This window comes from Streptomyces tamarix, assembly GCF_032423885.1.
GTDB classification, from domain to species: Bacteria; Actinomycetota; Actinomycetes; order Streptomycetales; family Streptomycetaceae; genus Streptomyces; species Streptomyces tamarix.
Genome location: NZ_JAWCTQ010000020.1, coordinates 91,464 through 113,763, shown reverse-complemented (window position 1 = coordinate 113,763; position 22,300 = coordinate 91,464). Strand labels below are relative to the sequence as shown.

Below are 22,300 nucleotides of genomic sequence, written 5' to 3'. Positions count from 1 at the left end.
CGCTCAAAACTCACGCTCCTGCTGGTGAGTGGGGCCGACATGGAAGCTGCCGGTGTTGCCGGACCCGGCCTGACGTCCCTGCTGGATGCCGCGCCGCAGGTTCGTCAGACGGCCCCGCACGTCGTCGGGCGCCCGGGAGACCTGCGGACCGGACTGGAGCGGCTGCTCCTGCGCCGTGCCCGGCACCAGGTTGGCGCGCGGCACCCGGCGGGGGAGGCCGGAGGTCGTGACGCCGCCGGCCGCGGGCTTGCGCACGCGCTCGGCCTGGCGGACCAGTTCGTCGTTGGGCGTCGCACGCCAGCCCGTCGACGCGGCCTCGCGGCCCTGGTTCTGGCCTTGGCCGGCCGGTCCCTGGCCCTGGCCCGGCGCTTGGCCGGCGCGCTGCGGCACCGCCGGGGCCGGGCGGCCGTACGCGGGCTGCTGTGGCTGCGGTACGACCGGAGTGGGCATCGTCTGGTCGTGCGCCGGGTAGGACTCGCCGGCCGGGCGGCCCTGGTGCCGTCCGCCCTGACCCTGACCCTGGTCCTGCGCCGGGCCCTGCGGGGCGCCGTTCCGGCCCTCCTGCTGGCCGTGGAACCAGTTGGTCTCCAGCGTGTCGTACAGCGGCGTGCGGCCGTCGCCGGCGCCGGCGGGCGGCAGGCTGCCGACCGGCTGGCGCGGGGCGTCGAAGTCCGGGCGCGGGGCGTCGAAGTCCGGGCGCGGGGTGCCGAAGTCCGGGCGCGGGATCGCCGCGGTGGCCGCCGGGTCCTGCGGTTCCCGGCCGCCCTGCGGGACGCCCGGGTCCGGGCGCGGCCCGTCGAAGTCGGGGCGCGGGAACTCGGCCGTGGAGCCCGGGCCCTGGTGGTCCGCCGCCGGGCGCGCGAACCGGCCGGTCGCCTCGTGCTCCTCGTGGCCGCGCGGCACGTCCAGCGGGGAGCGCGGGACACCCTGGTCGCCGGCCCAGCCGCCGGGCTGGGGCCGCGCGGAGCGCTGCGGGCCGCCGGGGAGTTCGGCGCGCGGGCCGCCGGAGGGCGGGAGCTGCTGCTGGCGCTGCTGCCCCTGGCCGCCCTGCGGGGCCTGCCCGGCCTGGCCGCCCTGCCACACGTCGGAGCGGGACGGGATGCCGTCCCGCGCGGCGGGACCGCCCTGCGGCGCGCCGCCCTGAACGGGACCGCCCCGGGCCGGACCGCCCTGCGGCGCCTGGCCGCCCTGGTCCCCGTACGCACCGGGGAACCCGGCACCCTGGCCGCGGCCGTCCCGGCCGGGCTGCCCGCCCTGGGACCCGCCGAACAGCCCGCCGCCCTGCGGCGCACCGCCCTGCGCGCCGCCCGGGCGCCCGCCCGGGTCGTCGCGGCCCGGCAGCGCGGCGCGGGCGCCGCCGGCGGCGCCGACCTGGCCGCGCGCACCGGCGAGGCCGGCGGCGAGCCGGTTCTGCGGCGCGCCGCCCTGGCCGGGACCGCCCGGACCGGGCCGTCCGCCGCCGGGCATCCCGCCCTGGCCGCCGGGGGTCCGGCCGCCCTGGCCGGAGCCGCCCTGCGGCAGCCCGCCCGGACCACCGGGGCCACCGGGCTTCTTGCCGCCCTGCGTGACGTCCACGGGCAGCATGACCAGCGCGGTCGTACCACCGGAGTCGGAGGGGCGCAGCTGGATCCGGATGCCGTGCCGCAGCGACAGGCGGCCGACCACGAACAGACCCATGCGGCGGGAGACGGAGACGTCCACGGTGGGCGGCGAGGCGAGCCGCTCGTTGATCGCGGCGAGGTCCTCGGGAGAGAGGCCGATGCCGGTGTCGTGGATCTCGACCAGCACGCGCCCGTCGGGCAGCGCGTGGCCGGTGACGCGCACCTTGGTCTGCGGCGAGGAGAACGACGTGGCGTTCTCCAGCAGCTCGGCCAGCAGGTGCACGAGGTCGTTGACGACGCGGCCGGCGACCTCGGTGGCCGGCACGGACGCGAGCTCGATGCGCTCGTACTGCTCCACCTCGGACGCGGCGGCGCGGAGCACGTCGACGAGGGGCACGGGCCGCGTCCACCGGCGGCCGGGCTCCTCGCCGGCGAGGACGAGGAGGTTCTCGCCGTTGCGGCGCATGCGGGTGGCGAGGTGGTCGAGCTTGAACAGCGAGGAGAGCTGGTCCGGGTCGGCCTCGCGGGACTCCAGTTCGGAGATGAGCGAAAGCTGACGCTGGATCAGGCCCTGGGAGCGGCGCGAGAGGTTGGTGAACATCGCGTTGACGTTGCCCCGCAGCAGGGCCTGCTCGGCGGCGAGGCGGACCGCCTCGCGGTGCACGTCGTCGAAGGCCGCGGCCACCTTGCCGATCTCGTCGCGCGAGTGCACGCCGACGGACTCCACGGACGTGTCGACGTCCTGCGGGTCGGCCTCGGAGAGCTGCTTGACCAGCTGGGGCAGCCGCTCCTGGGCGACCCTGGTGGCGGTGTCCTGGAGCCGCCGCAGCGACGTGATCATGGAGCGGGCCACCACGAAGGCGCCGATCAGCGAGACGCCGAGGACCAGGATGATCAGGGCGCCGTTGACGATCGCGTCGCGCTGCGCCTCCTGGCGCAGCTCACGGGCCTTGCTCTCCATCTCGCCCAGCAGCGTGGCCTCGATGGTCTCCATGGCGCGCAGCTTGGTCTCGGCCTCGTCGGTCCAGTCGAGGAACGTACGGGTCTCGGCCCGCTCGAGCCCGTTCGGCTCGCGCAGCACGCGGTCCGCGTACTGGTCGGCGGCCTGGATCGAGGGGTTGCCCGAGTTCAGCGGGCCGAGCAGGTCGGTGGCGTCCCCGCCGGCCGACTCGTAGATCGAGCGGAACGACTTGAGGGCCGCGTTCTCGTTGACGCGGGCGTCCTCGGCGTACTGCCGGTCGTTCTCGTTGAGCTTCGCCTTGTTCTTCGTCGTCTTGGGCAGGGCGGCGGCGATGATCGCCCGCTGCATGGAGGCGTACTCCTTGGCGGACGAGAACGCCGCCAGCGCGCGGGTGCGCTTGATCATCTCGGGGTTGCTGGTGGCCTGCGCCATGTCCTGCGACAGGGTGAGCAGCGACTCGATGAGCCGGTTGTACTTGCCGACCGTCGCGGAGGACATCTGGTTCTTGGCGTAGGCGTCCTTGCGGATCGTGCCGAGCGTGACGACCTGGTTGGCGATCTGGGTGACGTTGGCGCGGATGCTCGCCAGCGCCTCGTCCTCCTGGGTGTCGCCGATCTCGTCGGTGGCGTTCAGGAACGCCCGCTGCGCCGCGTCGGTCTTGTCGCGCGGCGTCTTGATCGTCAGGTTGTCGTCGGCGTAGCCGTTGGCCTTCGGGCCCGCCGACAGGTCGCGCTCCTCCTGGAGCGCCTGCGCGAGGTGGTGCGCCTCGCGGGTGAGCTTGGTGAGCAGCTGCATGTGGTCCAGCTGCTCCATGTTCTCCATCGACTCCTGGATGCGGAGTCCGCCCAGCGAGGTCGCGGCGACCACGGGCAGGGCCAGGAGGGAGACGAGCCGGGTGCTGATGCGCCAGTTGCGCAGGGCTATTCGCGAGCCGGTGTCGCCCGGCGCCGCGGCCTTCGGTTCCTTCCCCGGCTTGGCCGACCTGCCCGCCTTGTCGCGCCGCCCGGGCTTCCCGCCCTTGCCGCCGCCCGCCGCACCTGCCGCCTCGGCCCCGGCCGCCGCGCCTGCCGCGCGGCCGGAGCGGCCGCCGCCGTTCCCGGCGACCGCCGGTCCCGGGTCGTGGGTGTGCTGGGGCGAGGAGCCGCGGTCGGTCCCGCCGCGCGGCTCCTGTTCCGCCGCAGCGCTGCCATCCCTCTTGAAACGTCCCTGCACTAGCGTCGCAACCTCTGGACCAGGCGTCCCTCCGCGCGAACGGACAGGACGGTGTCGGCGTCGTGGGAGCGCGAGTGCGCCCCTCGGTGGTCGTCGGTGACCGGCGCGGAATCCCCCTTCCCCACCGCCGCTCGGCGCTGCCTTTGCGCCCCAGCTCGCCGGTCTCCATCGCGGCGGTGCGTGGAATTCCAGCACAGTGCCGGATCTCCAACAAGGGCGGTGGCCGGCCCCGCGAACGGGGTCACCAGGTGTGATGACTCACTCACATGCAGTAGAAAGCTATCAGGGAGGAAACGGACTTTCTCGAACGAGTCGCTTACGCGTGGAGGGTGCCCCAGTCGAGATGATCAGCGGCGGAATAAAGCGTTCAGTGGCGTGATGTCCCTTTTCGTCACCCCGGTCGATCATCCGGAATGTCCGACTTGCGTGGTCGGTGGTGAGCAAACTCACATGCCAACGGCGGCCTCTTCGCGGTATTGGCGGGGAACACGATGTTTAGCCTGACGCGTTACCGAGGACGGGCCGCCCGTCAAGGGCGCCCCGCGTCCACCCGAGCCGAGCAACGCCGAGCGACGAGGTCTGAAGCCACCGTGAAGACGACGATGACGATCCGCAGCACCGCCAACCCCCGCCGTACCACCCTCGCCCACCTGGGGGACGCGGCCGGGCTGGAGCGCGGCGCCCTGCCGGAGCAGGCGACCGGGCTGCCCTCCGTCACCGCCAACCCGCGCCGCACGGTCCTGATGGAGGCCCCGGCCCCCGCGGAGCGCTGACGCCGCCGGTGCGCGCGGCCCGCGAGCGGGGAGCGCGCACCACCGTAGGGCAGGTCCCCCGCCCCTCCCGCGTTAGCCTGGAGCGTCAGACTCCAGCCAGCTCAGTGAGGGGCACACGCATCCGTGCGCATCGCCAGATTCTCCATCGACGGCAATGTCGCCTTCGGCGCGGTCGAGGGTGGGAGCGCCCCCGGCGCAGAGGGTGACCTCGTCCTCGACATCATCAAGGGCATTCCGTACACCGACTTCGAACTCAGCGGTACGAAGGTCCCGCTGAGCAAGGTCAGGCTCCTGCCGCCGGTGCTCCCCAACAAGGTCGTGGCCATCGGCCGCAACTACGCGGAGCACGCCGCGGAGCTCGGCAACGAGGTCCCGGAGGTACCCGTCGCCTTCTTCAAGCCCACCACCTCGGTGATCGGCTCCGGCGACGCCATCGAGTACCCCTCCTTCTCGAACGAACTGCACCACGAGGCCGAGCTCGCCGTCGTCATCGGCCGCATGTGCCGCGAGGTCCCGCGCGAGCGCGTCAAGGACGTCGTCTTCGGCTACACCTGCGCCAACGACGTCACCGCCCGCGACGCCCAGAAGCGCGAGAAGCAGTGGGCCCGCGCCAAGGGCTTCGACACCTCCTGCCCGCTGGGCCCCTGGGTGGAGACCGACCTCGACCCGAGCGACCTGGCCATCCAGTGCACGGTCAACGGCGCGCAGCGCCAGCTCGGTCGTACGAGCGAGATGATCCGCTCCATCGAGGACCTGGTCGTCCACATCACCGAGGCCATGACGCTGCTCCCCGGTGACGTCATCCTCACCGGCACCCCCGCCGGGGTCGGCCCCCTCAACGTCGGCGACGAGGTCGCCGTCACCATCGAAGGCATCGGCACTCTCACCAACAAGGTGATCAAGCGTGGCTAACGCGAACTCCCCCAAGCTCTCGGCTCCGCTGGAGCAGGGGGTACCCCCCCGCGTACGTTTCTGTCCCTCGCCGACCGGCAACCCCCACGTGGGCCTGGTCCGCACCGCCCTGTTCAACTGGGCCTTCGCCCGGCACCACGGCGGCACCATGGTCTTCCGCATCGAGGACACCGACGCGGCCCGCGACTCGGAGGAGTCCTACCAGCAGCTCCTCGACGCCATGCGCTGGCTCGGCCTCGACTGGGACGAGGGCCCCGAGGTCGGAGGCCCCCACGCGCCGTACCGCCAGTCGCAGCGCACGGACATCTACCGGGACGTCGCCGACCGGCTCCTCGAGGGCGGCTACGCGTACCGCTGCTACTGCACCGCCGAGGAGCTGGACGAGCGCCGCGAGGCCGCCCGCGCCGCCGGCAAGCCCTCCGGGTACGACGGCCACTGCCGCGACCTCACCGCCGAGCAGGTCTCCGCGTACGAGGCGGAGGGCCGCGCCGCGATCGTCCGCTTCCGCATGCCCGACGAGCCGATCACCTTCCGCGACCTGGTCCGCGGCGAGCTGACCTTCACCCCGGACAACGTCCCGGACTACGGCATCGTCCGCGCCAACGGCGCCCCGCTGTACACGCTGGTCAACCCGGTCGACGACGCGTTGATGGAGATCACGCACGTGTTGCGCGGCGAGGACCTGCTGTCCTCCACCCCGCGCCAGATCGCCCTGTACAAGGCGCTGATCGACCTGGGCGTCGCGAAGTCCGTCCCGGAGTTCGGCCACCTGCCGTACGTCATGGGCGAGGGCAACAAGAAGCTGTCCAAGCGCGACCCGCAGTCCTCCCTGAACCTGTACCGGGAGCGCGGCTTCCTCCCCGAGGGCCTGCTGAACTACCTGTCGCTCCTCGGCTGGTCCTTCTCCGCGGACCAGGACGTCTTCACGATCCCGCAGATGATCGAGAAGTTCGACGTCGCGGACGTCAACGCCAACCCGGCGCGCTTCGACCTGAAGAAGGCCGAAGCGATCAACGCCGACCACATCCGCATGCTGGACGTCCAGGCGTTCATCGCCGCCTGCGAGCCCTGGCTCCGGGCCCCGCACGCCCCCTGGGCGCCCGAGGACTTCGACCGCGAGGCGTGGGAGCGGATCGCCCCGCACGCCCAGACGCGCCTGACGGTCCTCTCCGAGATCACCCAGAACGTCGACTTCCTCTTCCTGAAGGAGCCGGTCGAGGACGAGGCGTCCTGGCAGAAGGCGATGAAGGGCGACCCGGCGGCCCTGCTCACCACGGCCCGCGCCGAGCTGGAGGCCGCGGACTGGACGAGCCCCGAGTCCCTGAAGGACGCCGTCCTGAAGGCGGGCGAGGAGCACGGCCTGAAGCTCGGCAAGGCCCAGGCCCCGGTCCGCGTCGCCGTCACCGGCCGCACGGTCGGCCTGCCCCTCTTCGAGTCCCTGGAGGTCCTCGGCAGGGAGAAGACCCTGGCCCGCATCGACGCGGCCCTGGCGAAGCTCGCCCCGTAGGCGATCGGACACGCTCCGTGGGGGCGGCGGCCACGACGGCCGCCGCCCCCACGGCCTTTCCCGGCCCCGGCACGCGCCCCCGGCCGGGCCCCCTCTCCGGCGGTACCGTCGCCGTATGGCGATCCGCGCGGTCCTGGGGGCGCCGGCACGGCGTCTTCCGGGAGGTGACCCCTGGCCCCCGGCCGGGCCCCCTTCCGGCGGTACCGTCGCCGTATGGCGATCCGCGCGGTCCTCTGGGACATCGACGACACGATCTTCGACTACGCCACCGCCGACCGGGCCGGGATGCGCCGGCACCTGCGGGACGAGGGGCTGGACGGGGTGTTCGGCGGCACCGAGGAGGCCCTGCGGCGGTGGCGGGAGGCGACCGTGCTGCACTGGGCGCGGTTCGCCGCCGGAGAGACGTCCTGGGAGGAGCAGCGGCGGGACCGGGTCCGCACGTTCCTCGGCGCCCCGCTGGGCGACGACGAGGCGGACGCCTGGTTCGAGCGGTACCTGGCGCACTACGAGGCCGCCTGGGAGCTGTTCCCGGACACCGTCCCCGTGCTGGACGTCCTCGCCGCCGAGTACCGGCACGCCGTCCTGTCGAACTCCTCCCTCCTCAACCAGGACCGCAAGCTCCGCGTCCTCGGCGTGCGGGATCGGTTCGAGGCGGTGCTCTGCGCCGCCGACATCGGCGTGTCCAAGCCCGACGCCGCCGCCTTCCACGCCGCGTGCGACAGGCTCGGCCTGGCCCCCGGCGAGGTCGCGTACGTGGGGGACCAGCCCGACATCGACGCCCGGGGCGCCGCCGAGGCGGGCCTCCTCGGGGTCTGGCTGGACCGCTCGGGCCTCGGCGGACGCCCCGAGCTGGCCCGGATCACGGACCTCCACCAGCTTCCCGCGCTGCTCCGCGGCGATACCCGTTTTGGAGCGCCGGACACCTTCGGGTAATGTTCTTCCTGCGCCGAGGGAAGCGGGCCGAAAGGCCGGAAGCCCGGAGCGCGAGCCGAACAAGATCTCCCTCGGGGGTTGCGTTCCGGTGGCCTATGGTGTAATTGGCAGCACGACTGATTCTGGTTCAGTTAGTCTTGGTTCGAGTCCAGGTAGGCCAGCTCGCAGAGCTCATCTGCAAAGCCCCCGTTGTGTAGCGGCCTAGCACGCTGCCCTCTCAAGGCAGTAGCGCCGGTTCGAATCCGGTCGGGGGTACAGATCCTTCCCGCGGGATCATCAGGGTCGCACCCGATGATCACGATGCAGGATCGCTAGGGCCCCCGTTGTGTAGCGGCCTAGCACGCCGCCCTCTCAAGGCGGTAGCGCCGGTTCGAATCCGGTCGGGGGTACCAACTGGTCTAAACCACCAGTGGCCTATGGTGTAATTGGCAGCACGACTGATTCTGGTTCAGTTAGTCTTGGTTCGAGTCCAGGTAGGCCAGCGGGTTCACGCGAGTGATCCACGCCCCCGTTGTGTAGCGGCCTAGCACGCCGCCCTCTCAAGGCGGTAGCGCCGGTTCGAATCCGGTCGGGGGTACCACACGAGGAAGCCCTCCCCAGCAGGGGAGGGCTTCCTCGCGTTGCCGACGCGAAACGACCAGCACCACACACAACTCCGGCCCACCGCTGCGGCGTTGAAGCGGTGAGCCGGGGATGTCAGAAGGATCATGGACAGGTACGAGCGGGTGCTCAGCCCGAGCGGCGCAGCGCCTCGGACAAGCGGGAGGCCGCGTCGATGACGGCCTGGGCGTGCATCCGGCCCGGGTGGCGGGTCAGGCGCTCGATCGGACCCGACACGGACACCGCGGCCACCACCCGGTTCGACGGGCCCCGCACGGGCGCCGAGACGGACGCGACCCCCGGCTCCCGCTCGCCGATCGACTGGGCCCAGCCGCGGCGCCGTACGCCCGACAGGGCCGTCGCCGTGAAACGGGCGCCCTGCAGGCCCCGGTGCAGCCGCTCGGGCTCCTCCCAGGCCATGAGGATCTGCGCCGACGAGCCGGCCTTCATCGTGAGCGTCGAGCCCACGGGGACCGTGTCCCGCAGGCCCGACAGCCGCTCCGCCGCCGCCACGCAGATGCGCATGTCGCCCTGGCGCCGGTAGAGCTGCGCGCTCTCGCCCGTCACGTCGCGCAGGTGCGTGAGCACCGGGCCCGCCGTGGCCAGCAGACGGTCCTCACCGGCCGCGGCGGCCAGCTCGGCCAGCCGCGGGCCCAGGATGAATCGTCCCTGCATGTCCCTCGCCACCATCCGGTGGTGTTCCAGTGCCACGGCCAGACGGTGGGCCGTGGGCCGTGCGAGCCCGGTCGCCGCGACCAGCCCGGCGAGGGTGGCCGGACCGGACTCCAGAGCGCTCAGAACCAGAGCTGCCTTGTCGAGAACGCCGACGCCGCTAGAGTTGTCCATGCAACGATACTCGCGTCTCACTCTGTGAAACGCAAGTTCAATTTTCCCGGGATCTTGCCAACCTGGAGGGGCGGCCCGGGATCCACGGTCCGCTGCCGCCGTCCACAACGTGGAATCACGGGGAGACCCGGGCGCCGGCGCAGATGTCTCTAGATCGCCGGCTCACCCGCCGGCCGGAGGGAAAGCGATGGGTAGGACACTCGCGGAGAAGGTCTGGGACGACCACGTCGTCCGGCGCGCCGAGGGCGAGCCCGACCTCCTCTTCATCGATCTGCACCTGCTGCACGAGGTGACCAGCCCCCAGGCCTTCGACGGCCTCCGCAAGAGCGGCCGACAGGTGCGGCGGCTCGACCTGACCATCGCCACCGAGGACCACAACACCCCGACCCTCGACATCGACAAGCCCATCGCCGATCCCGTCTCCCGCGCCCAGTTGGAGACCCTGCGCAAGAACTGCGCGGAGTTCGGCGTGCGCCTCCACCCGCTCGGCGACGTCGAGCAGGGCGTCGTCCACGTCGTCGGCCCCCAGCTGGGCCTGACCCAGCCCGGCACGACCGTGGTCTGCGGCGACTCCCACACCTCCACGCACGGTGCCTTCGGCGCGCTCGCCTTCGGCATCGGCACCTCCCAGGTCGAGCACGTCCTGGCCACGCAGACGCTGCCCATGGCCCGTCCCAAGACCATGGCCATCACCATCGACGGCGAGCTGCCCGACGGCGTCACCGCCAAGGACCTCATCCTGGCGATCATCGCGAAGATCGGCACCGGCGGCGGCCAGGGCTACGTCCTGGAGTACCGCGGCTCCGCCATCGAGAAGCTCTCGATGGAGGCCCGGATGACCATCTGCAACATGTCCATCGAGGCCGGCGCCCGCGCGGGCATGATCGCCCCCGACGAGACCACCTTCGCGTACCTCAAGGGCCGCGCGCACGCCCCCGAGGGCGCCGACTGGGACGCCGCCGTCGCGTACTGGAAGACCCTGCGCACCGACGACGACGCCGTCTTCGACGCCGAGGTCGTCATCGACGCCGCCGAGCTGTCCCCGTTCGTCACCTGGGGCACCAACCCCGGCCAGGGCGCACCCCTTTCGGCGTCCGTCCCCGACCCCGCTTCGTACGAAGACGCTTCGGAGCGGCTCGCCGCCGAGAAGGCCCTGGAGTACATGGGCCTCACCGCCGGACAGCCCCTGCGCGACATCAAGGTCGACACCGTCTTCGTCGGCTCCTGCACCAACGGCCGCATCGAGGACCTGCGCGCCGCCGCCGCCGTCCTCGAAGGCCGCAAAATCGCCGACGGCGTAAGGATGCTGGTCGTCCCCGGCTCCGCCCGCGTCGGCCTCCAGGCCGTCGACGAGGGGCTGGACAAGGTCTTCAAGGAGGCCGGCGCCGAATGGCGGCACGCCGGCTGCTCCATGTGCCTGGGCATGAACCCCGACCAACTCGCCCCCGGCGAGCGCTCCGCGTCCACCTCCAACCGCAACTTCGAGGGGCGGCAGGGCAAGGGCGGCCGCACCCACCTCGTCTCGCCGCAGGTCGCCGCCGCCACCGCGGTCCTCGGCCACCTGGCCTCCCCGGCCGACCTGTCCGACGCCACCACTCCCGCGGGGGTCTGAAGAACCATGGAAGCATTCACCACGCACACCGGCCGCGCCGTCCCGCTGCGCCGCAGCAACGTGGACACCGACCAGATCATCCCCGCGCACTGGCTCAAGAAGGTCACCCGCGACGGGTTCGAGGACGGCCTCTTCGAGGCCTGGCGCAAAGACCCCGAGTTCATCCTCAACCGCCCCGAGCGGCAGGGTGCCACCGTCCTCGTCGCCGGCCCCGACTTCGGCACCGGCTCCTCCCGCGAGCACGCCGTCTGGGCCCTGCAGAACTACGGTTTCAAAACCGTCCTCTCCTCCCGCTTCGCCGACATCTTCCGCGGCAACTCGCTGAAGAACGGCCTGCTCACGGTGGTGCTCGACCAGAAGACCGTCGACGCCCTGTGGGAGCTGACCGAGGCCGACCCGCAGGCCGAGATCACCGTCGACCTCGTCGCCCGCCAGGTCCGCGCCGAAGGCGTCACCGCCGACTTCGAACTCGACGAGAACGCCCGCTGGCGGCTGCTCAACGGACTCGACGACATCAGCATCACCCTCCAGAACGAGGCGGACATCGCCGCGTACGAGGCCAAGCGCCCCTCGTACAAGCCGCGCACCCTCCCGGTCTGACCCCGCCGGGGCCCCGGCCCCGTGCGACACCCCGTGCCCCCGGCCGCCCAGCGGCCGGGGGCACGCCCGTGTCCAACTGGCGTGAAAACGCCCCTCACGACACCCCGGGGGAGTGCCCGCGCCGCCATCCGGCTGACGCCGCGCGCCCTGGGTCGACCCCCCTCCGGCGGCCCTCCCGAGGCCGCCGAATCGACGCCAACTCGGTTTATGACCTGGGAGGTTGGGCAAACGGGGAGTGCCGCACGGAAGGCACCCGGGCATGCCCCGAAACACCGCTGGATCACGTCAGTTACCCCCTACGCAGGCGACAACTCGCCCCAGATGGCACAATCGGCGCATGGAACGCGACAGCCAACTCGAGCTCTACGAGGCGGTCGCAGCCCGGCTGAAAGAAGCGCACTCCCGAGTGCGCGCACTGCAAGTCCCGGAGGGCGTAAGGATGGCGCTGTCCCGGAAGCTGCTGGTCATCACGGCCGCGGCGAAGCACGATCTCGCGGACGCGGCGCGGCGTCTCGACCGGTTGTTGAAGGACCTCGACGAGGGCCGATTCCCTGAAGGGGACTGACCGCCCGGAAGTCCGCGAACGGCTACTGCGTTGCGGCACAAGGGTGATTAGCCCGTTTCGTGTTTGATTTGCGGTATATATCTGCCTAACGTGCGAAAACGCTTGAACACTTTCGTTCCGGCAATGTCTCCGAAGGGGAAGACGTGAACAAGGCGCAGCTCGTAGAAGCGATTGCCGACAAGATGGGCGGCCGGCAGCAGGCCGCCGACGCCGTCGACGCGGTACTCGACGCGATCGTCCGTGCGGTGGTCGCCGGCGACCGGGTCTCGGTCACCGGCTTCGGCTCGTTCGAGAAGGTCGAGCGTCCGGCCCGCTACGCCCGCAACCCGCAGACCGGTGAGCGCGTACGGGTCAAGAAGACCTCCGTTCCGCGCTTCCGCGCCGGCCAGGGCTTCAAGGACCTGGTCAGCGGCACCAAGAAGCTGCCCAAGGGCGGCGAGGTCGCCGTCAAGAAGGCCCCCAAGGGCAGCCTCTCGGGCGCGCCGCCCACCATCGCCAAGGCCGCCACCAAGAAGGCCGCCGCGAAGAAGGCCGCGGCGAAGAAGACCGCCCCCGCCAGGAAGACGACGGCGGCGGCCAAGAAGACCACCACCGCCGCGGCCAAGAAGACCACCGCGACCGCGGCGAAGAAGGCCACCACCGCGAAGAAGGCGACCCCCGCGAAGACCGCGACCACGCCCGCGGCGAAGAAGGCCACGGCGAAGAAGACCGCGCCCGCCAAGAAGGCCACCGCCAAGAAGGCGCCCGCCAAGAAGACCACGGCACGCAAGACCACCGCGGCCAAGAAGGCCACGGCGGCGAGGAACAAGTAAGCGGCGCGACGGCGAAGGGGCACCCGCCGGCGACGCGACCGCCCGCCGGGCCACTCACACGCGGGGCCGGGCTTCCCTCGGGGGAAGCCCGGCCCGCGGTGTCGCCGGGGCGCCGCCGGGAGCCGTCTCAGAACGTCTGCAGCGTCACCAGCGTGATCCGCAGGGCCCCGCCCTCGCCCTCCGTCTCGATCCGCACCCGCTGCCCGGACCGCAGCAGCCGCAGCCCGCCCGCGTCGAACGCCTCCGCGTCGAACTCCACCGGGGTGCCGTCGTCGAGCAGCACGCTGCCGGTGCGGGTCTCGGGGTCGTACGTGTACGCGGTCGCCTGCATGCACCGCAGCCTATCCGGCTACCCCGCCGGGAGGATCCCCGCCCGGCACAGCCGTGCCGTGCACCGCCCCACGCCCAGCTCCAGCGCCGCCCGCAGGTCCGCCTCCGTGTCCACGTCCCGCCGGACGGACACGACACCGCCGAGCCGGATTTCCACCGCGCCCGACGACAAATGCCGCAGCCGCGAGGCACCCCCGAAAGCCGGACGCAATTCCTTTCCCGGCGCCGCCGACAGAAAAGTCGTACCGATATCTGCGGCATCCGCCAGAAAAGCCCGCGGAAAACGCCCCGCGACCGCCAGGACCCGCCCCAGTTCCGCCGGGCGCAGCGCCGGGAGGTCCGCGTTCAGCGCCGCCACCGCGGCCCCCGGCCGCCGCGCCCGCACCGCCTCCGCCCCGTACGCCAGCGCCGCGTTGAGCCCCGCCCCCGGCCGGTCCGGTACGACCCCGGCGCCCAGCGCGGCCAGCCGCGACGCGGCCACCGGGTCGTCCGTGACGACCACCACATCCCGCACCGCCCCGCAGGCCAGCGCCGCTGCCACCGTGTCCTGCGCGAACGCCAGCGCCAGCCGCCGCCGCTCCGGCGGGCCGACCGCCCCCGCGAGCCTGGTCTTCGCCAGGGCAAGGGGTTTCAGCGGAACCACCAGCGACCAGGGCGTGGCAGCCAGACCCCGCCCGCCGGCGCCCGCTGCCCGCTCTCCGTCCGTCTCCATCCCGGCCATTGTGGCGCGACCGGTCACGACCGGGAGAGCCGGCCCGGAGGGCGGGGCGTACGGTGTTCTCGACAGACCAGGGGCCTGGGGCGACACTTGACCCCCGGCAAGACGAGTACCACAGGAAGGTGTCCGCGTGTCCCGCCGCAGAATCGGCTTCTGGTACCGCCTGGCGGCGGTCATCGCAAAACCGCCACTGGTGGTTCTGTTCAAGCGGGACTGGCGCGGAATGGAGCACATTCCGGCTGACGGCGGATTCATCACGGCCGTGAACCACAACTCGTATCTCGACCCGCTGTCGTACGCGCACTTCCAGTACAACACCGGACGCGTACCGCGCTTCCTGGCGAAGGCCGGCCTCTTCAAGGGCTCCTTCGTCGGCATGATGCTCCGCGGCACCGGGCAGATCCCCGTCTACCGCGAGACGACCAACGCCCTGGACGCCTTCCGTGCCGCCGTCGCCGCCATCGAGCGGGGCGAGTGCGTCGCCTTCTACCCCGAGGGCACCCTCACCCGCGACCCCGAGATGTGGCCCATGGCCGGCAAGACCGGCGCCGCCCGCGTCGCCCTCCTCACCAAGGCGCCCGTCATCCCCGTCGCCCAGTGGGGCGCCAACCTGGCGATGCCGCCCTACGCCAAGGAGAACAAGGTCCGCCTCTTCCCGCGCAAGACGCTGACCGTCGTCGCCGGCCCCCCCGTCGACCTCTCCCGGTTCCACGGGGTGGAACCCACCAACGAGGTGCTCCGCGAGGCCACCGAGGAGATCATGAAGGCCATCACCGCGCTCCTGGAGGACATCCGGGGCGAGAAGGCCCCCGACGAGCCGTACGACCACCGCAGGGCCCGGCTGGAGCAGCGCCGCGGGGCCGCGGGGGAGGGAGTCAAGTGACACGCCCCGTCAAGGCCGCCGTCTTCGGAACCGGCTCGTGGGGTACGGCCTTCGGCATGGTCCTCGCCGACGCCGGCTGCGACGTCACCCTCTGGGGCCGCCGCCCCGAGGTCGCCGACGCCATCAACACCACGCGCACCAACCCCGACTACTTCCCCGACGTCACGCTGCCCGCGAACCTCCGCGCCACCAGCGACCCCGTCGAGGCCGCCGCCGGCGCCGACTTCACGGTGCTCGCCATCCCCTCCCAGACCCTCCGCGGCAACCTCGCCGCCTGGGCGCCGCGGCTCGCCCCCGGCACCGTCCTCGTCTCCCTGATGAAGGGCATCGAACTCGGCACCTGCGAGCGGATGAGCGAGGTGATCCAGGAGGTCGCCGGGGTCTCCGCCGACCGCGTCGCCGTCGTCACCGGCCCCAACCTCGCCAAGGAGATCGTGGCCCGCATGCCGGCCGCCTCCGTCGTCGCCTGCCGGGACGAGGCCGTCGCCCGGCGGCTCCAGGCCGCCTGCCACACCCCGTACTTCCGCCCCTACACCAACACCGACGTGGTCGGCTGCGAACTGGGCGGCGCCGTCAAGAACGTCATCGGCCTCGCCGTCGGCATCGCCGACGGCATGGGCCTCGGCGACAACGCCAAGGGCTCCCTCATCACCCGCGGCCTCGCCGAGACCACCCGGCTCGGCCTCGCCATGGGGGCCGACCCGCTGACCTTCTCCGGCCTCGCCGGCCTCGGCGACCTGGTCGCGACCTGCTCCTCGTCGCTGTCCCGCAACCACACCTTCGGCTTCAACCTCGGCAAGGGCATGACGCTGGAGGAGACGATCGCCGTCACCCGGCAGACCGCCGAGGGCGTCAAGTCCTGCCGGTCCGTCCTCGACCTCGCCCGCCGGCACGGTGTCGACATGCCGATCACCGAGACCGTCGTCGGCATCGTCCACGAGGGAAAGCCGCCGATGGTGGCGCTCAAGGAGCTGATGTCCCGGAGCGCCAAGCCCGAGCGGCGCTGACGGAGCCCCGGTGAGCGGGTACGCTCGTCGCGATATGAGCAGCGAGAACCTCCCCACCAGCCCCGGGCGTAAGCCGCGCGTGGCCGTCGTCTTCGGCGGACGCAGCTCCGAGCACGCCATCTCCGTCGTCACGGCCGGCGCCGTCCTGCGCGCCATCGACCGGACGAAGTACGACGTGCTGCCCATCGGCATCACCACGGACGGCCGCTGGGCGCTGACCGCCGACGCCCCGGAGCGGATGGCCATCGCCGACCGCGCGCTGCCCAGCGTCGACGACCTCGCCGAGCCCGGCGAGGGCAGCGTCGTGCTCTCCGCCGACCCCACCAGCCGGGAGGTCGTCTACACGGAGCCCAGCTCCGTCCCGAAGGCCCTGGGCGAGGTCGACGTCGTCTTCCCCGTGCTCCACGGCCCGTACGGCGAGGACGGCACCCTCCAGGGCCTCCTGGAGCTCGCCGGGGTTCCCTACGTCGGCGCGGGCGTCCTCGCCTCCGCCGTCGGCCAGGACAAGGAGTACATGAAGCGCGTCTTCACCTCCTTCGGCCTGCCCGTCGGCCCGTACGAGGTCGTCCGCCCCCGCGAGTGGGACCGGGACCCCGCGGCCGCCCGCCGGAAGGTCACCGACTTCGCCGCCGAGCACGGCTGGCCGCTGTTCGTGAAGCCCGCCCGCGCCGGCTCCTCCATCGGCATCACCAAGGTCGACGACGAGTCCGGTCTCGACGCCGCCCTCGCCGAGGCCCGCCGCCACGACCCGAAGGTCCTCGTCGAGTCGCTGCTCACCGGCCGCGAGATCGAGTGCGGCGTCCTGGAGTTCGAGGACGGCCCGCGCGCCAGCGCCCCCGCCTGGATCCCGCCCGTCGGCGACCACGACTTCTACGACTTCGAGGCGAAGTACATCGACTCGGCGTCCGGCGTCGTGCCCGCCCCGATCACCCCGGAGCAGACCGCCGAGGTGCAGCGGCTCGCGATCGCCGCGTTCGAGGCGGCGTCCTGCGAGGGACTGGTCCGCGCCGACTTCTTCCTCACCGACGACGGCGAGTTCGTCATCAACGAGATCAACACCATGCCGGGCTTCACCCCGATCTCGATGTACCCGCGGATGTGGGAGGCGAGCGGCGTCGACTACCCCGAGCTGGTCGACCGCCTCGTCCAGGCCGCCCTGCGCCGCCCGACCGGACTGCGCTAGGCCCCCGGCGGCGGGGCCGCGCGGACGGACCGCGCCCGGCACCCCGCCGCACGGGCCGCCTCAGAGGCTCGGCGGGACGGCCCTGCCCACGGGCCCGGCGAACGCGGCCAGCGGGCCGGCGTCGTGCGCGAACCGCTCGTCGAGCGACAGCTCCACGTACGCCTTCCGGTAGGTGGTGGTGAAGCGCGGCCCGGTGCCCTCCCGCTGTTCCAGCAGCCAGTTGACGCCGTCCGCCTCGATCGCCTCCGCCTGCGGATCGTCCATCCTGGCGGGCCGGGGCACCCCGCAGCGCAGTACGATCGCCCCGTCCCCCCACACGGCGGTCAGTTCGGAACGCGGCTCCGCCGCGCTCCGGCGCAGACCCGCGACCGCGTCCGGAAGCTCCTGGTGCAGTGCCCGGCAGTACGCGGCCTCCTCCGCGGCCGGACTCGGAACCGGGACCGGCGTCTTCGCGTCCGTCGTGGCGCAGCCCGGGGCCGTCGCCAGCAGCACGGCCGCGGCGACGGCGCCGGCCGCGGCGGGCAGGCGGGAAAACCGGTGGGAGGACTTCACCGGCTCAGCGTAGACGGGGGCTACAGGTGGACGACCGGGCAGGTCAGGGTACGGGTGATGCCTTCCACCTGCTGGACCTTGGCGACGACCATGCGGCCCAGCTCGTCGACCGTGTCCGCCTGGGCGCGCACGATCACGTCGTACGGGCCCGTCACGTCCTCGGCCTGGATCACGCCGGGGATCTTCGCGATGGTATCGGCGACCAGCGACGCCTTCCCCACCTCGGTCTGAATCAGGATGTACGCCTGTACCACGAAACCTCCAGGGCGGCCGCGGGGATCATCCTGGGCTGGGAGGACCCAGGGAGAAAGGGACGCCACGGTATCGCGTCGCCGCGCGCGGCGGGGAGACCACCGGGCCGGGGTGCCCCGGAGCACGGCGCGCGAAAGACAGAAGTTGACGGCTCCGCCCGTCTCGATGACCGTACCTACAGCAGTGACGGCTCGCGACCGCAACCGCACGAGGACCAGCCGGTCGCACGGCGGGCCCACGACGACATGGAGAGGTGAACCTCGGTGAAGGGCACTGTCGGCGAGCTCGGGGAGTTCGGGCTCATCAGGGAGCTCACGTCCCGGCTCACCACCACCCCGGCGGTACGGGTCGGGCCGGGGGACGACGCCGCCGTCGTGGCCGCACCCGACCGGCGCGTCGTCGCCAGCACGGACATCCTGCTGGAGGGCCGCCACTTCCGCCGCGACTGGTCCACCGCGTACGACGTGGGGCGCAAGGCCGCCGCCCAGAACCTCGCGGACATCGCCGCCATGGGCGCCGTCCCCACCGCGCTCCTCCTCGGCCTGGTCGTCCCCGCCGAACTCCCCGCCACCTGGCCCACCGAGCTCATGGACGGGCTGCGCGACGAGTGCCAGGTCGCCGGAGCCGCCGTCGTCGGCGGCGACGTGGTGCGCGGCGACACGATCACCGTGTCCATCACCGCCCTCGGGGACCTGCGCAACCACGAGCCCGTCACCCGCGGCGGCGCCCAGCCCGGCGACGTCGTCGCCTACACCGGCTGGCTCGGCTGGTCCGCCGCCGGGTACGCGGTCCTCTCCCGCGGCTTCCGCTCTCCGCGCGCGTTCGTCGAGGCGCACCGCCGGCCGGAGCCGCCGTACCACGCCGGTCCCGCCGCCGCCGGCCTCGGCGCGACCGCCATGTGCGACGTCAGCGACGGCCTCATCGCGGACCTCGGGCACATCGCGGAGGCCAGCAAGGTCCGCATCGACCTGCGCTCCGGCGCCATCGACATCCCCACGCAGATGAACGACATCGGCCAGGCCGTCGGCGTCGACCCGCTGCAGTGGGTGCTCACCGGGGGAGAGGACCACGCGATCGTCGCCACGTTCCCGCCCGACGTGAAACTGCCCGCCCGTTGGAAGGTGATCGGCGGGGTCCTCCACCCCTCCGCCCTGCCGCAGGTCACCGTCGACGGCGCGCCCTGGCACACCACCGGCGGCTGGGACCACTTCGGCGGCCCGTACGGAGAAGGCGAATGACCCGCCAGGCCCCGCCGCGGGTGCTCACCGTCGCCGGGTCCGACTCCGGCGGCGGCGCCGGCATCCAGGCCGACCTGAAGACCATGCTCGCCCTCGGCGTCCACGGCATGAGCGTCCTCACGGCCGTCACCGCGCAGAACTCCCTGGGCGTGCAGGGCGCCTGGGAGCTGCCGGAGGAGGCCGTACGCGCCCAGTACCGCAGCGTCGTCGACGACATCGGCGTGCAGGCCGTGAAGACCGGGATGCTCGCGTCCGCACCGCTCGTCGAGACCGTCGCGGAACTGCTCGCGGCGACGGACGCCCCCGTCGTCGTCGACCCCGTGGGCGTCTCCAAGCACGGCGACCCGCTCCTCGCCGCTTCCGCCCTCGACTCGGTGCGCGAGCGGCTGCTGCCCGTGGCGACCGTCGCGACCCCGAACCTCGACGAGGTGACGCAGCTCACCGGCGTACGGGTGGAGGGCGAGGGCGACCTGCGGCGGGCCGCCGACGCGGTGCTGGCGTTCGGGCCGCGCTGGGCGCTGATCAAGGGCGGGCACCTGACCGGGGAGGCGGTCGACCTGCTGACGGACGGCCGCGAGGAGCACTGGTTCCGGGCGCCCCGCCTCGACAACCGGCACACGCACGGCACCGGCTGCACGCTCGCCTCCGCGGTCGCCGCGGGCCTGGCGAGGGGCCTGGCCGTGCCGGACGCCGTACGCGGGGCCAAGGAGTACGTCACCGGGGCCATCGCCGCCGGGTTCGCGCTGGGCGGCGGGATAGGCCCGGTCGACCACGGCTGGCGCCTGAGCGTCCCGTCCTAGGGCTTCCCGAGGCTTCCTCGGATCCGGTCCGGCTCCGGGACGCGCCCTGCGGCCGGGGGTCGAGCGGGCCCGGCCCCTCCTCGGCCGGGGCACGCGCGCGTTCTCCCTTCCGGCAGTCGCGGGCCCCTCCGCCCCACTCGCCGGGCACGGACGTCGGACACGGGCGCCGAGTACGGCGAAAAGCCGGCCCATCCGGAGGTGGGCCGGCTTGCGGGGCAACCTCAGAGGCCGCGCTACGACGAGACGCCGCCTTGAGCGCGGGACCTCGCCGGCCTCGATGCACGGGGTGCGGACGTCGGGCCGCTTCGGCGTCCGACCGGCCGCGGCACGCACGCGCCGGACGCTCGCGTTCCGGCGACGGGGCGGGCGTACGGCGGCGCGAACGCGAAAGGCCGTTGCCGGACCCGACCGACGCCCCGCCGCAGACCTCGCAGTCGGCCGCCACGGGCCACTCGAAGGACTTCGGACGCACGTGGGGTGGGATCCGGCGCGGGCCGGAAGCAGATCGATGACGTACGGGCCGGTGACCGAAGTGGCGTTGCCGGGGAACGGTTTGATTCCCATAAGGCGACCGGAGCGGGGTACGAGGGCCACTCCGGTGGGGCGAAGCCACCGCGGACCGCCGGACCCCCGCCCCGGCCCTCCCCGCCCTCCTGGGTCTACCCTGCGGTGCAGCCCACGCCCCGACGCCCCGGCGGCGTGCGGGACCCCCACGAGGAGGATCACCAGGTGCCGGAGAAGTTGGGGCGGGACCTCGACCCCGCAGCGGTCCGTGCCTGGTGCGCGCTGGCGCTGGACGCCCTCGGCCGGGAGCGCGAGGAGATCGACGCGATCAACGTCTACCCGGTCGCGGACGGGGACACCGGCACCAACCTGTACCTGACCGTGGAAGCCGCCCGCCAGGCCGTGGAGGCGGTCTTCGCGGCGCACGAAGCGGACGGCACCGCTCCCGCGCCCGCCGACACCGTACGGGCCCTCGCGCACGGCGCCCTGATCGGCGCCCGCGGCAACTCCGGCACCATCCTGGCGCAGCTCCTGCGCGGCATGGCCGAGGTGCTGGCCCGCGGCGGTGACGGACCCCACCTGGCGGAGGCCCTGCGCACCGCCTCCGCCTCCGCCCGGCAGGCCGTCGCCCACCCCGTCGAGGGCACCATCCTCAGCGTCGCCGCCGCCGCGGCGCGGGCCGCCTCCGGGGCCGGCTCCGCCCTCCCCGCGGTGGCCAGGGCCGCGTACGACGGCGCCCTCGCCGCGCTGGAGGACACCCCCGGGCAGCTGGACGTCCTGGCCAGGGCGGGCGTCGTCGACGCGGGCGGACGCGGCCTCGTCACCGTGCTCGGCGCGCTCGTCGAGGCCCTGTCGGGCGAGGCGCCGGCGAAGGGGCCCCGCGCCCGGCGGGCCGCGCCCCTCCCGCACACCGCCGCGGCCCCGCAGGAGCCCTGCGCGGCGAGCGGACCCGCGTACGAGGTGATCTACCTGCTGGAGGCCGACGACGACGCCGTCGCCCGGCTGCGCGCCCGCCTCGACGGGCTCGGGGACTCCCTGGTGGTCGTCGGCGGCGACGGCCTGTGGAACGTCCACGTGCACGTCGACGACGCGGGCGCGGCCGTGGAGGCCGGCGTCGAGGCGGGCCGCCCGTACCGGATCCGCGTCACCCACTTCGCCGCCGACGCGGCGAAGAGCGCGGCCGGGCCCGCCGAACCGACCCAGCGCGCGGTCGTCGCCGTCGTACCGGGCGAGGGGTTGGCCGCGCTGTGCGCCGAGGCGGGCGCCACGGCCGTCCTGGCACTGCCCGGCCGCCCGCCCGCCAGCGGCGAGCTGCTCGACGCGATCCGCCGCGCCCACGCGCGCGAAGTGGTCCTCCTGCCCAACTCCGCCGAGCTGCGCCACCCCGCCGCCGCCGCCGCCGAACAGGCCCGCGCCGAAGGCGTCCGCGTCGCCCTCGTCCCCACCCGGGCCGCCGTCCAGGGCATCGCCGCGCTCGCCGTCCACGAACCGGGGCGCCGCTTCGACGAGGACGTGGTCGCCATGACGGCCGCCGCCGGCGCCACCCGCTACGGCGAACTGGCCGTCGCGGAGCACCAGTCGTTCACGTCGGCCGGCGTCTGCCAGGCCGGCGACGTCCTGGGCCTCATCGACGGCGACGTCGCCGTGATCGGCCACGACCTCGCCGAGACGGCCCGGACCGTCCTCGACCGGATGCTGTCGGGCGGCGGCGAGCTGGTCACCCTGGTCCTCGCCGCCGACGCCCCGCCGGCCCTCGCCGACCGCCTGGAGCGCCACGTACGCGACCGGTACCTCGCCGTCGACACCTGCGTCTACCACGGCGGTCGCCAGCAGGCCCCCCTCCTGATCGGCGTCGAGTGACCCGGGCCCCGGCGCCGCCGGGGCCCGGGTCGCCGCCCG

Annotated in this window: 20 protein-coding genes and 5 tRNA genes; 19 read left to right on the top strand and 6 right to left on the bottom strand. The window is 73.2% G+C overall.

Going from position 1 to position 22,300, the window contains the following annotated elements; genetic code table 11:
• Positions 1-3 precede the first annotated feature (3 nt).
• Complete coding sequence (locus tag RND61_RS17795) at positions 4-3,774, bottom strand: sensor histidine kinase (protein ID WP_315878958.1); 3,771 nt, start codon at positions 3,772-3,774, stop codon at positions 4-6.
• Between the two features lie 590 nt (positions 3,775-4,364).
• Between RND61_RS17795 and RND61_RS17790 the strand changes: the two genes are divergently transcribed.
• The 9 genes from RND61_RS17790 (at position 4,365) to RND61_RS17750 (ending at position 8,479) form a co-directional block, all read left to right on the top strand.
• Positions 4,365-4,547 carry a hypothetical protein gene (locus tag RND61_RS17790; protein WP_315878957.1) on the top strand — a complete coding sequence of 61 codons (183 nt, stop codon included), beginning with the start codon at positions 4,365-4,367 and terminating at the stop codon, positions 4,545-4,547.
• Positions 4,548-4,670: 123 nt separating this feature from the next.
• Complete coding sequence (locus RND61_RS17785) at positions 4,671-5,459, top strand: fumarylacetoacetate hydrolase family protein (protein WP_315878956.1); 789 nt, start codon at positions 4,671-4,673, stop codon at positions 5,457-5,459.
• Complete coding sequence (gene gltX / locus RND61_RS17780; RefSeq protein WP_315878955.1) at positions 5,452-6,966, top strand: glutamate--tRNA ligase; 1,515 nt, start codon at positions 5,452-5,454, stop codon at positions 6,964-6,966. The genes RND61_RS17785 and gltX overlap by 8 nt, the downstream gene beginning before the upstream one ends.
• A 213-nt stretch (positions 6,967-7,179) precedes the next feature.
• Complete coding sequence (locus tag RND61_RS17775) at positions 7,180-7,899, top strand: HAD family hydrolase (protein ID WP_315878954.1); 720 nt, start codon at positions 7,180-7,182, stop codon at positions 7,897-7,899.
• An 89-nt stretch (positions 7,900-7,988) separates the two neighbouring features.
• Positions 7,989-8,060, top strand: a tRNA-Gln gene (locus tag RND61_RS17770).
• Between the two features lie 21 nt (positions 8,061-8,081).
• Positions 8,082-8,154, top strand: a tRNA-Glu gene (locus tag RND61_RS17765).
• Positions 8,155-8,215: 61 nt separating this feature from the next.
• A tRNA-Glu gene (locus tag RND61_RS17760) sits at positions 8,216-8,291 on the top strand.
• Between the two features lie 18 nt (positions 8,292-8,309).
• Positions 8,310-8,381, top strand: a tRNA-Gln gene (locus RND61_RS17755).
• 22 nt (positions 8,382-8,403) lie between these two features.
• Positions 8,404-8,479: transfer RNA gene (locus RND61_RS17750), tRNA-Glu, on the top strand.
• 149 nt (positions 8,480-8,628) lie between these two features.
• Here the strand turns inward: RND61_RS17750 and ndgR are convergent.
• Entirely contained in the window at positions 8,629-9,345 is a 717-nt protein-coding gene (ndgR, locus tag RND61_RS17745) for an IclR family transcriptional regulator NdgR (RefSeq protein ID WP_046495934.1), read from the bottom strand.
• Positions 9,346-9,532: 187 nt separating this feature from the next.
• On the opposite strand from ndgR, the gene leuC reads away from it, so the two are divergent.
• The 4 genes from leuC to RND61_RS17725 all read left to right on the top strand — a co-directional run bounded on the left by leuC (position 9,533) and on the right by RND61_RS17725 (position 12,934).
• Positions 9,533-10,957 carry a 3-isopropylmalate dehydratase large subunit gene (leuC, locus tag RND61_RS17740; protein WP_315878953.1) on the top strand — a complete coding sequence of 475 codons (1,425 nt, stop codon included), beginning with the start codon at positions 9,533-9,535 and terminating at the stop codon, positions 10,955-10,957.
• A 6-nt stretch (positions 10,958-10,963) separates the two neighbouring features.
• Positions 10,964-11,557, top strand: a complete 594-nt coding sequence (leuD, locus tag RND61_RS17735; RefSeq protein ID WP_315878952.1) for a 3-isopropylmalate dehydratase small subunit — start codon at positions 10,964-10,966, stop codon at positions 11,555-11,557.
• Positions 11,558-11,894: 337 nt separating this feature from the next.
• On the top strand, positions 11,895-12,122 hold the full coding sequence (locus tag RND61_RS17730) for an SCO5555 family protein (protein ID WP_315878951.1): 228 nt from the start codon (positions 11,895-11,897) through the stop codon (positions 12,120-12,122).
• 143 nt (positions 12,123-12,265) lie between these two features.
• Positions 12,266-12,934, top strand: coding sequence for an HU family DNA-binding protein (locus tag RND61_RS17725; RefSeq protein ID WP_315878950.1), 669 nt, complete (start codon positions 12,266-12,268; stop codon positions 12,932-12,934).
• A gap of 127 nt (positions 12,935-13,061) precedes the next feature.
• On the opposite strand, the gene RND61_RS17720 is transcribed toward RND61_RS17725, so the two are convergent.
• Together RND61_RS17720 and cofC are read right to left on the bottom strand one after the other, a co-directional pair.
• Positions 13,062-13,265, bottom strand: a complete 204-nt coding sequence (locus tag RND61_RS17720) for a hypothetical protein (protein ID WP_315878949.1) — start codon at positions 13,263-13,265, stop codon at positions 13,062-13,064.
• A gap of 18 nt (positions 13,266-13,283) precedes the next feature.
• Positions 13,284-13,976 (bottom strand): 2-phospho-L-lactate guanylyltransferase, encoded by a 693-nt coding sequence (cofC, locus tag RND61_RS17715; RefSeq protein WP_315878948.1) that lies wholly within the window; start codon positions 13,974-13,976, stop codon positions 13,284-13,286.
• A gap of 136 nt (positions 13,977-14,112) precedes the next feature.
• Here cofC and RND61_RS17710 point away from each other — a divergent pair, with 136 nt between their 5' ends.
• The 3 genes from RND61_RS17710 to RND61_RS17700 are packed head-to-tail and all read left to right on the top strand — an operon-like array spanning position 14,113 to position 17,055.
• Positions 14,113-14,865, top strand: coding sequence for a lysophospholipid acyltransferase family protein (locus tag RND61_RS17710; RefSeq protein WP_315878947.1), 753 nt, complete (start codon positions 14,113-14,115; stop codon positions 14,863-14,865).
• Positions 14,862-15,872, top strand: a complete 1,011-nt coding sequence (locus tag RND61_RS17705) for an NAD(P)H-dependent glycerol-3-phosphate dehydrogenase (protein ID WP_315878946.1) — start codon at positions 14,862-14,864, stop codon at positions 15,870-15,872. Before RND61_RS17710 ends, RND61_RS17705 begins: the two co-directional genes overlap by 4 nt.
• Positions 15,873-15,906: 34 nt before the next feature.
• The gene (locus tag RND61_RS17700; protein ID WP_315878945.1) at positions 15,907-17,055 is read left to right on the top strand and encodes a D-alanine--D-alanine ligase family protein; all 1,149 of its coding nucleotides are present in this window, start codon (positions 15,907-15,909) and stop codon (positions 17,053-17,055) included.
• Positions 17,056-17,115: 60 nt separating this feature from the next.
• On the opposite strand, the gene RND61_RS17695 is transcribed toward RND61_RS17700, so the two are convergent.
• Together RND61_RS17695 and RND61_RS17690 are read right to left on the bottom strand one after the other, a co-directional pair.
• Positions 17,116-17,607: a DUF3515 domain-containing protein gene (locus RND61_RS17695; protein WP_315878944.1), complete on the bottom strand. Its 492-nt coding sequence runs from the start codon at positions 17,605-17,607 to the stop codon at positions 17,116-17,118.
• A 20-nt stretch (positions 17,608-17,627) separates the two neighbouring features.
• Positions 17,628-17,861 (bottom strand): Lrp/AsnC family transcriptional regulator, encoded by a 234-nt coding sequence (locus RND61_RS17690; RefSeq protein ID WP_023586356.1) that lies wholly within the window; start codon positions 17,859-17,861, stop codon positions 17,628-17,630.
• Between the two features lie 261 nt (positions 17,862-18,122).
• Between RND61_RS17690 and RND61_RS17685 the strand changes: the two genes are divergently transcribed.
• The 3 genes from RND61_RS17685 to RND61_RS17675 all read left to right on the top strand — a co-directional run bounded on the left by RND61_RS17685 (position 18,123) and on the right by RND61_RS17675 (position 22,261).
• Positions 18,123-19,097, top strand: coding sequence for a thiamine-phosphate kinase (locus RND61_RS17685; protein WP_315878943.1), 975 nt, complete (start codon positions 18,123-18,125; stop codon positions 19,095-19,097).
• Positions 19,094-19,897, top strand: a complete 804-nt coding sequence (thiD, locus tag RND61_RS17680; RefSeq protein ID WP_315878942.1) for a bifunctional hydroxymethylpyrimidine kinase/phosphomethylpyrimidine kinase — start codon at positions 19,094-19,096, stop codon at positions 19,895-19,897. Before RND61_RS17685 ends, thiD begins: the two co-directional genes overlap by 4 nt.
• Before the next feature lie 729 nt (positions 19,898-20,626).
• Positions 20,627-22,261: a DAK2 domain-containing protein gene (locus tag RND61_RS17675; protein ID WP_315878941.1), complete on the top strand. Its 1,635-nt coding sequence runs from the start codon at positions 20,627-20,629 to the stop codon at positions 22,259-22,261.
• Positions 22,262-22,300: the final 39 nt, after the last annotated feature.

Coding starts and splice junctions, on each gene's coding strand:
- RND61_RS17775 (WP_315878954.1), top strand. CDS start 7,180: ATGGCGATCCGCGCGGTCCTCTGGGACATCGACGACACGATCTTCGAC.
- leuC (WP_315878953.1), top strand. CDS start 9,533: ATGGGTAGGACACTCGCGGAGAAGGTCTGGGACGACCACGTCGTCCGG.
- RND61_RS17700 (WP_315878945.1), top strand. CDS start 15,907: ATGAGCAGCGAGAACCTCCCCACCAGCCCCGGGCGTAAGCCGCGCGTG.
- RND61_RS17730 (WP_315878951.1), top strand. CDS start 11,895: ATGGAACGCGACAGCCAACTCGAGCTCTACGAGGCGGTCGCAGCCCGG.
- ndgR (WP_046495934.1), bottom strand. CDS start 9,345: ATGGACAACTCTAGCGGCGTCGGCGTTCTCGACAAGGCAGCTCTGGTT.
- thiD (WP_315878942.1), top strand. CDS start 19,094: ATGACCCGCCAGGCCCCGCCGCGGGTGCTCACCGTCGCCGGGTCCGAC.
- leuD (WP_315878952.1), top strand. CDS start 10,964: ATGGAAGCATTCACCACGCACACCGGCCGCGCCGTCCCGCTGCGCCGC.
- RND61_RS17720 (WP_315878949.1), bottom strand. CDS start 13,265: ATGCAGGCGACCGCGTACACGTACGACCCCGAGACCCGCACCGGCAGC.
- cofC (WP_315878948.1), bottom strand. CDS start 13,976: ATGGAGACGGACGGAGAGCGGGCAGCGGGCGCCGGCGGGCGGGGTCTG.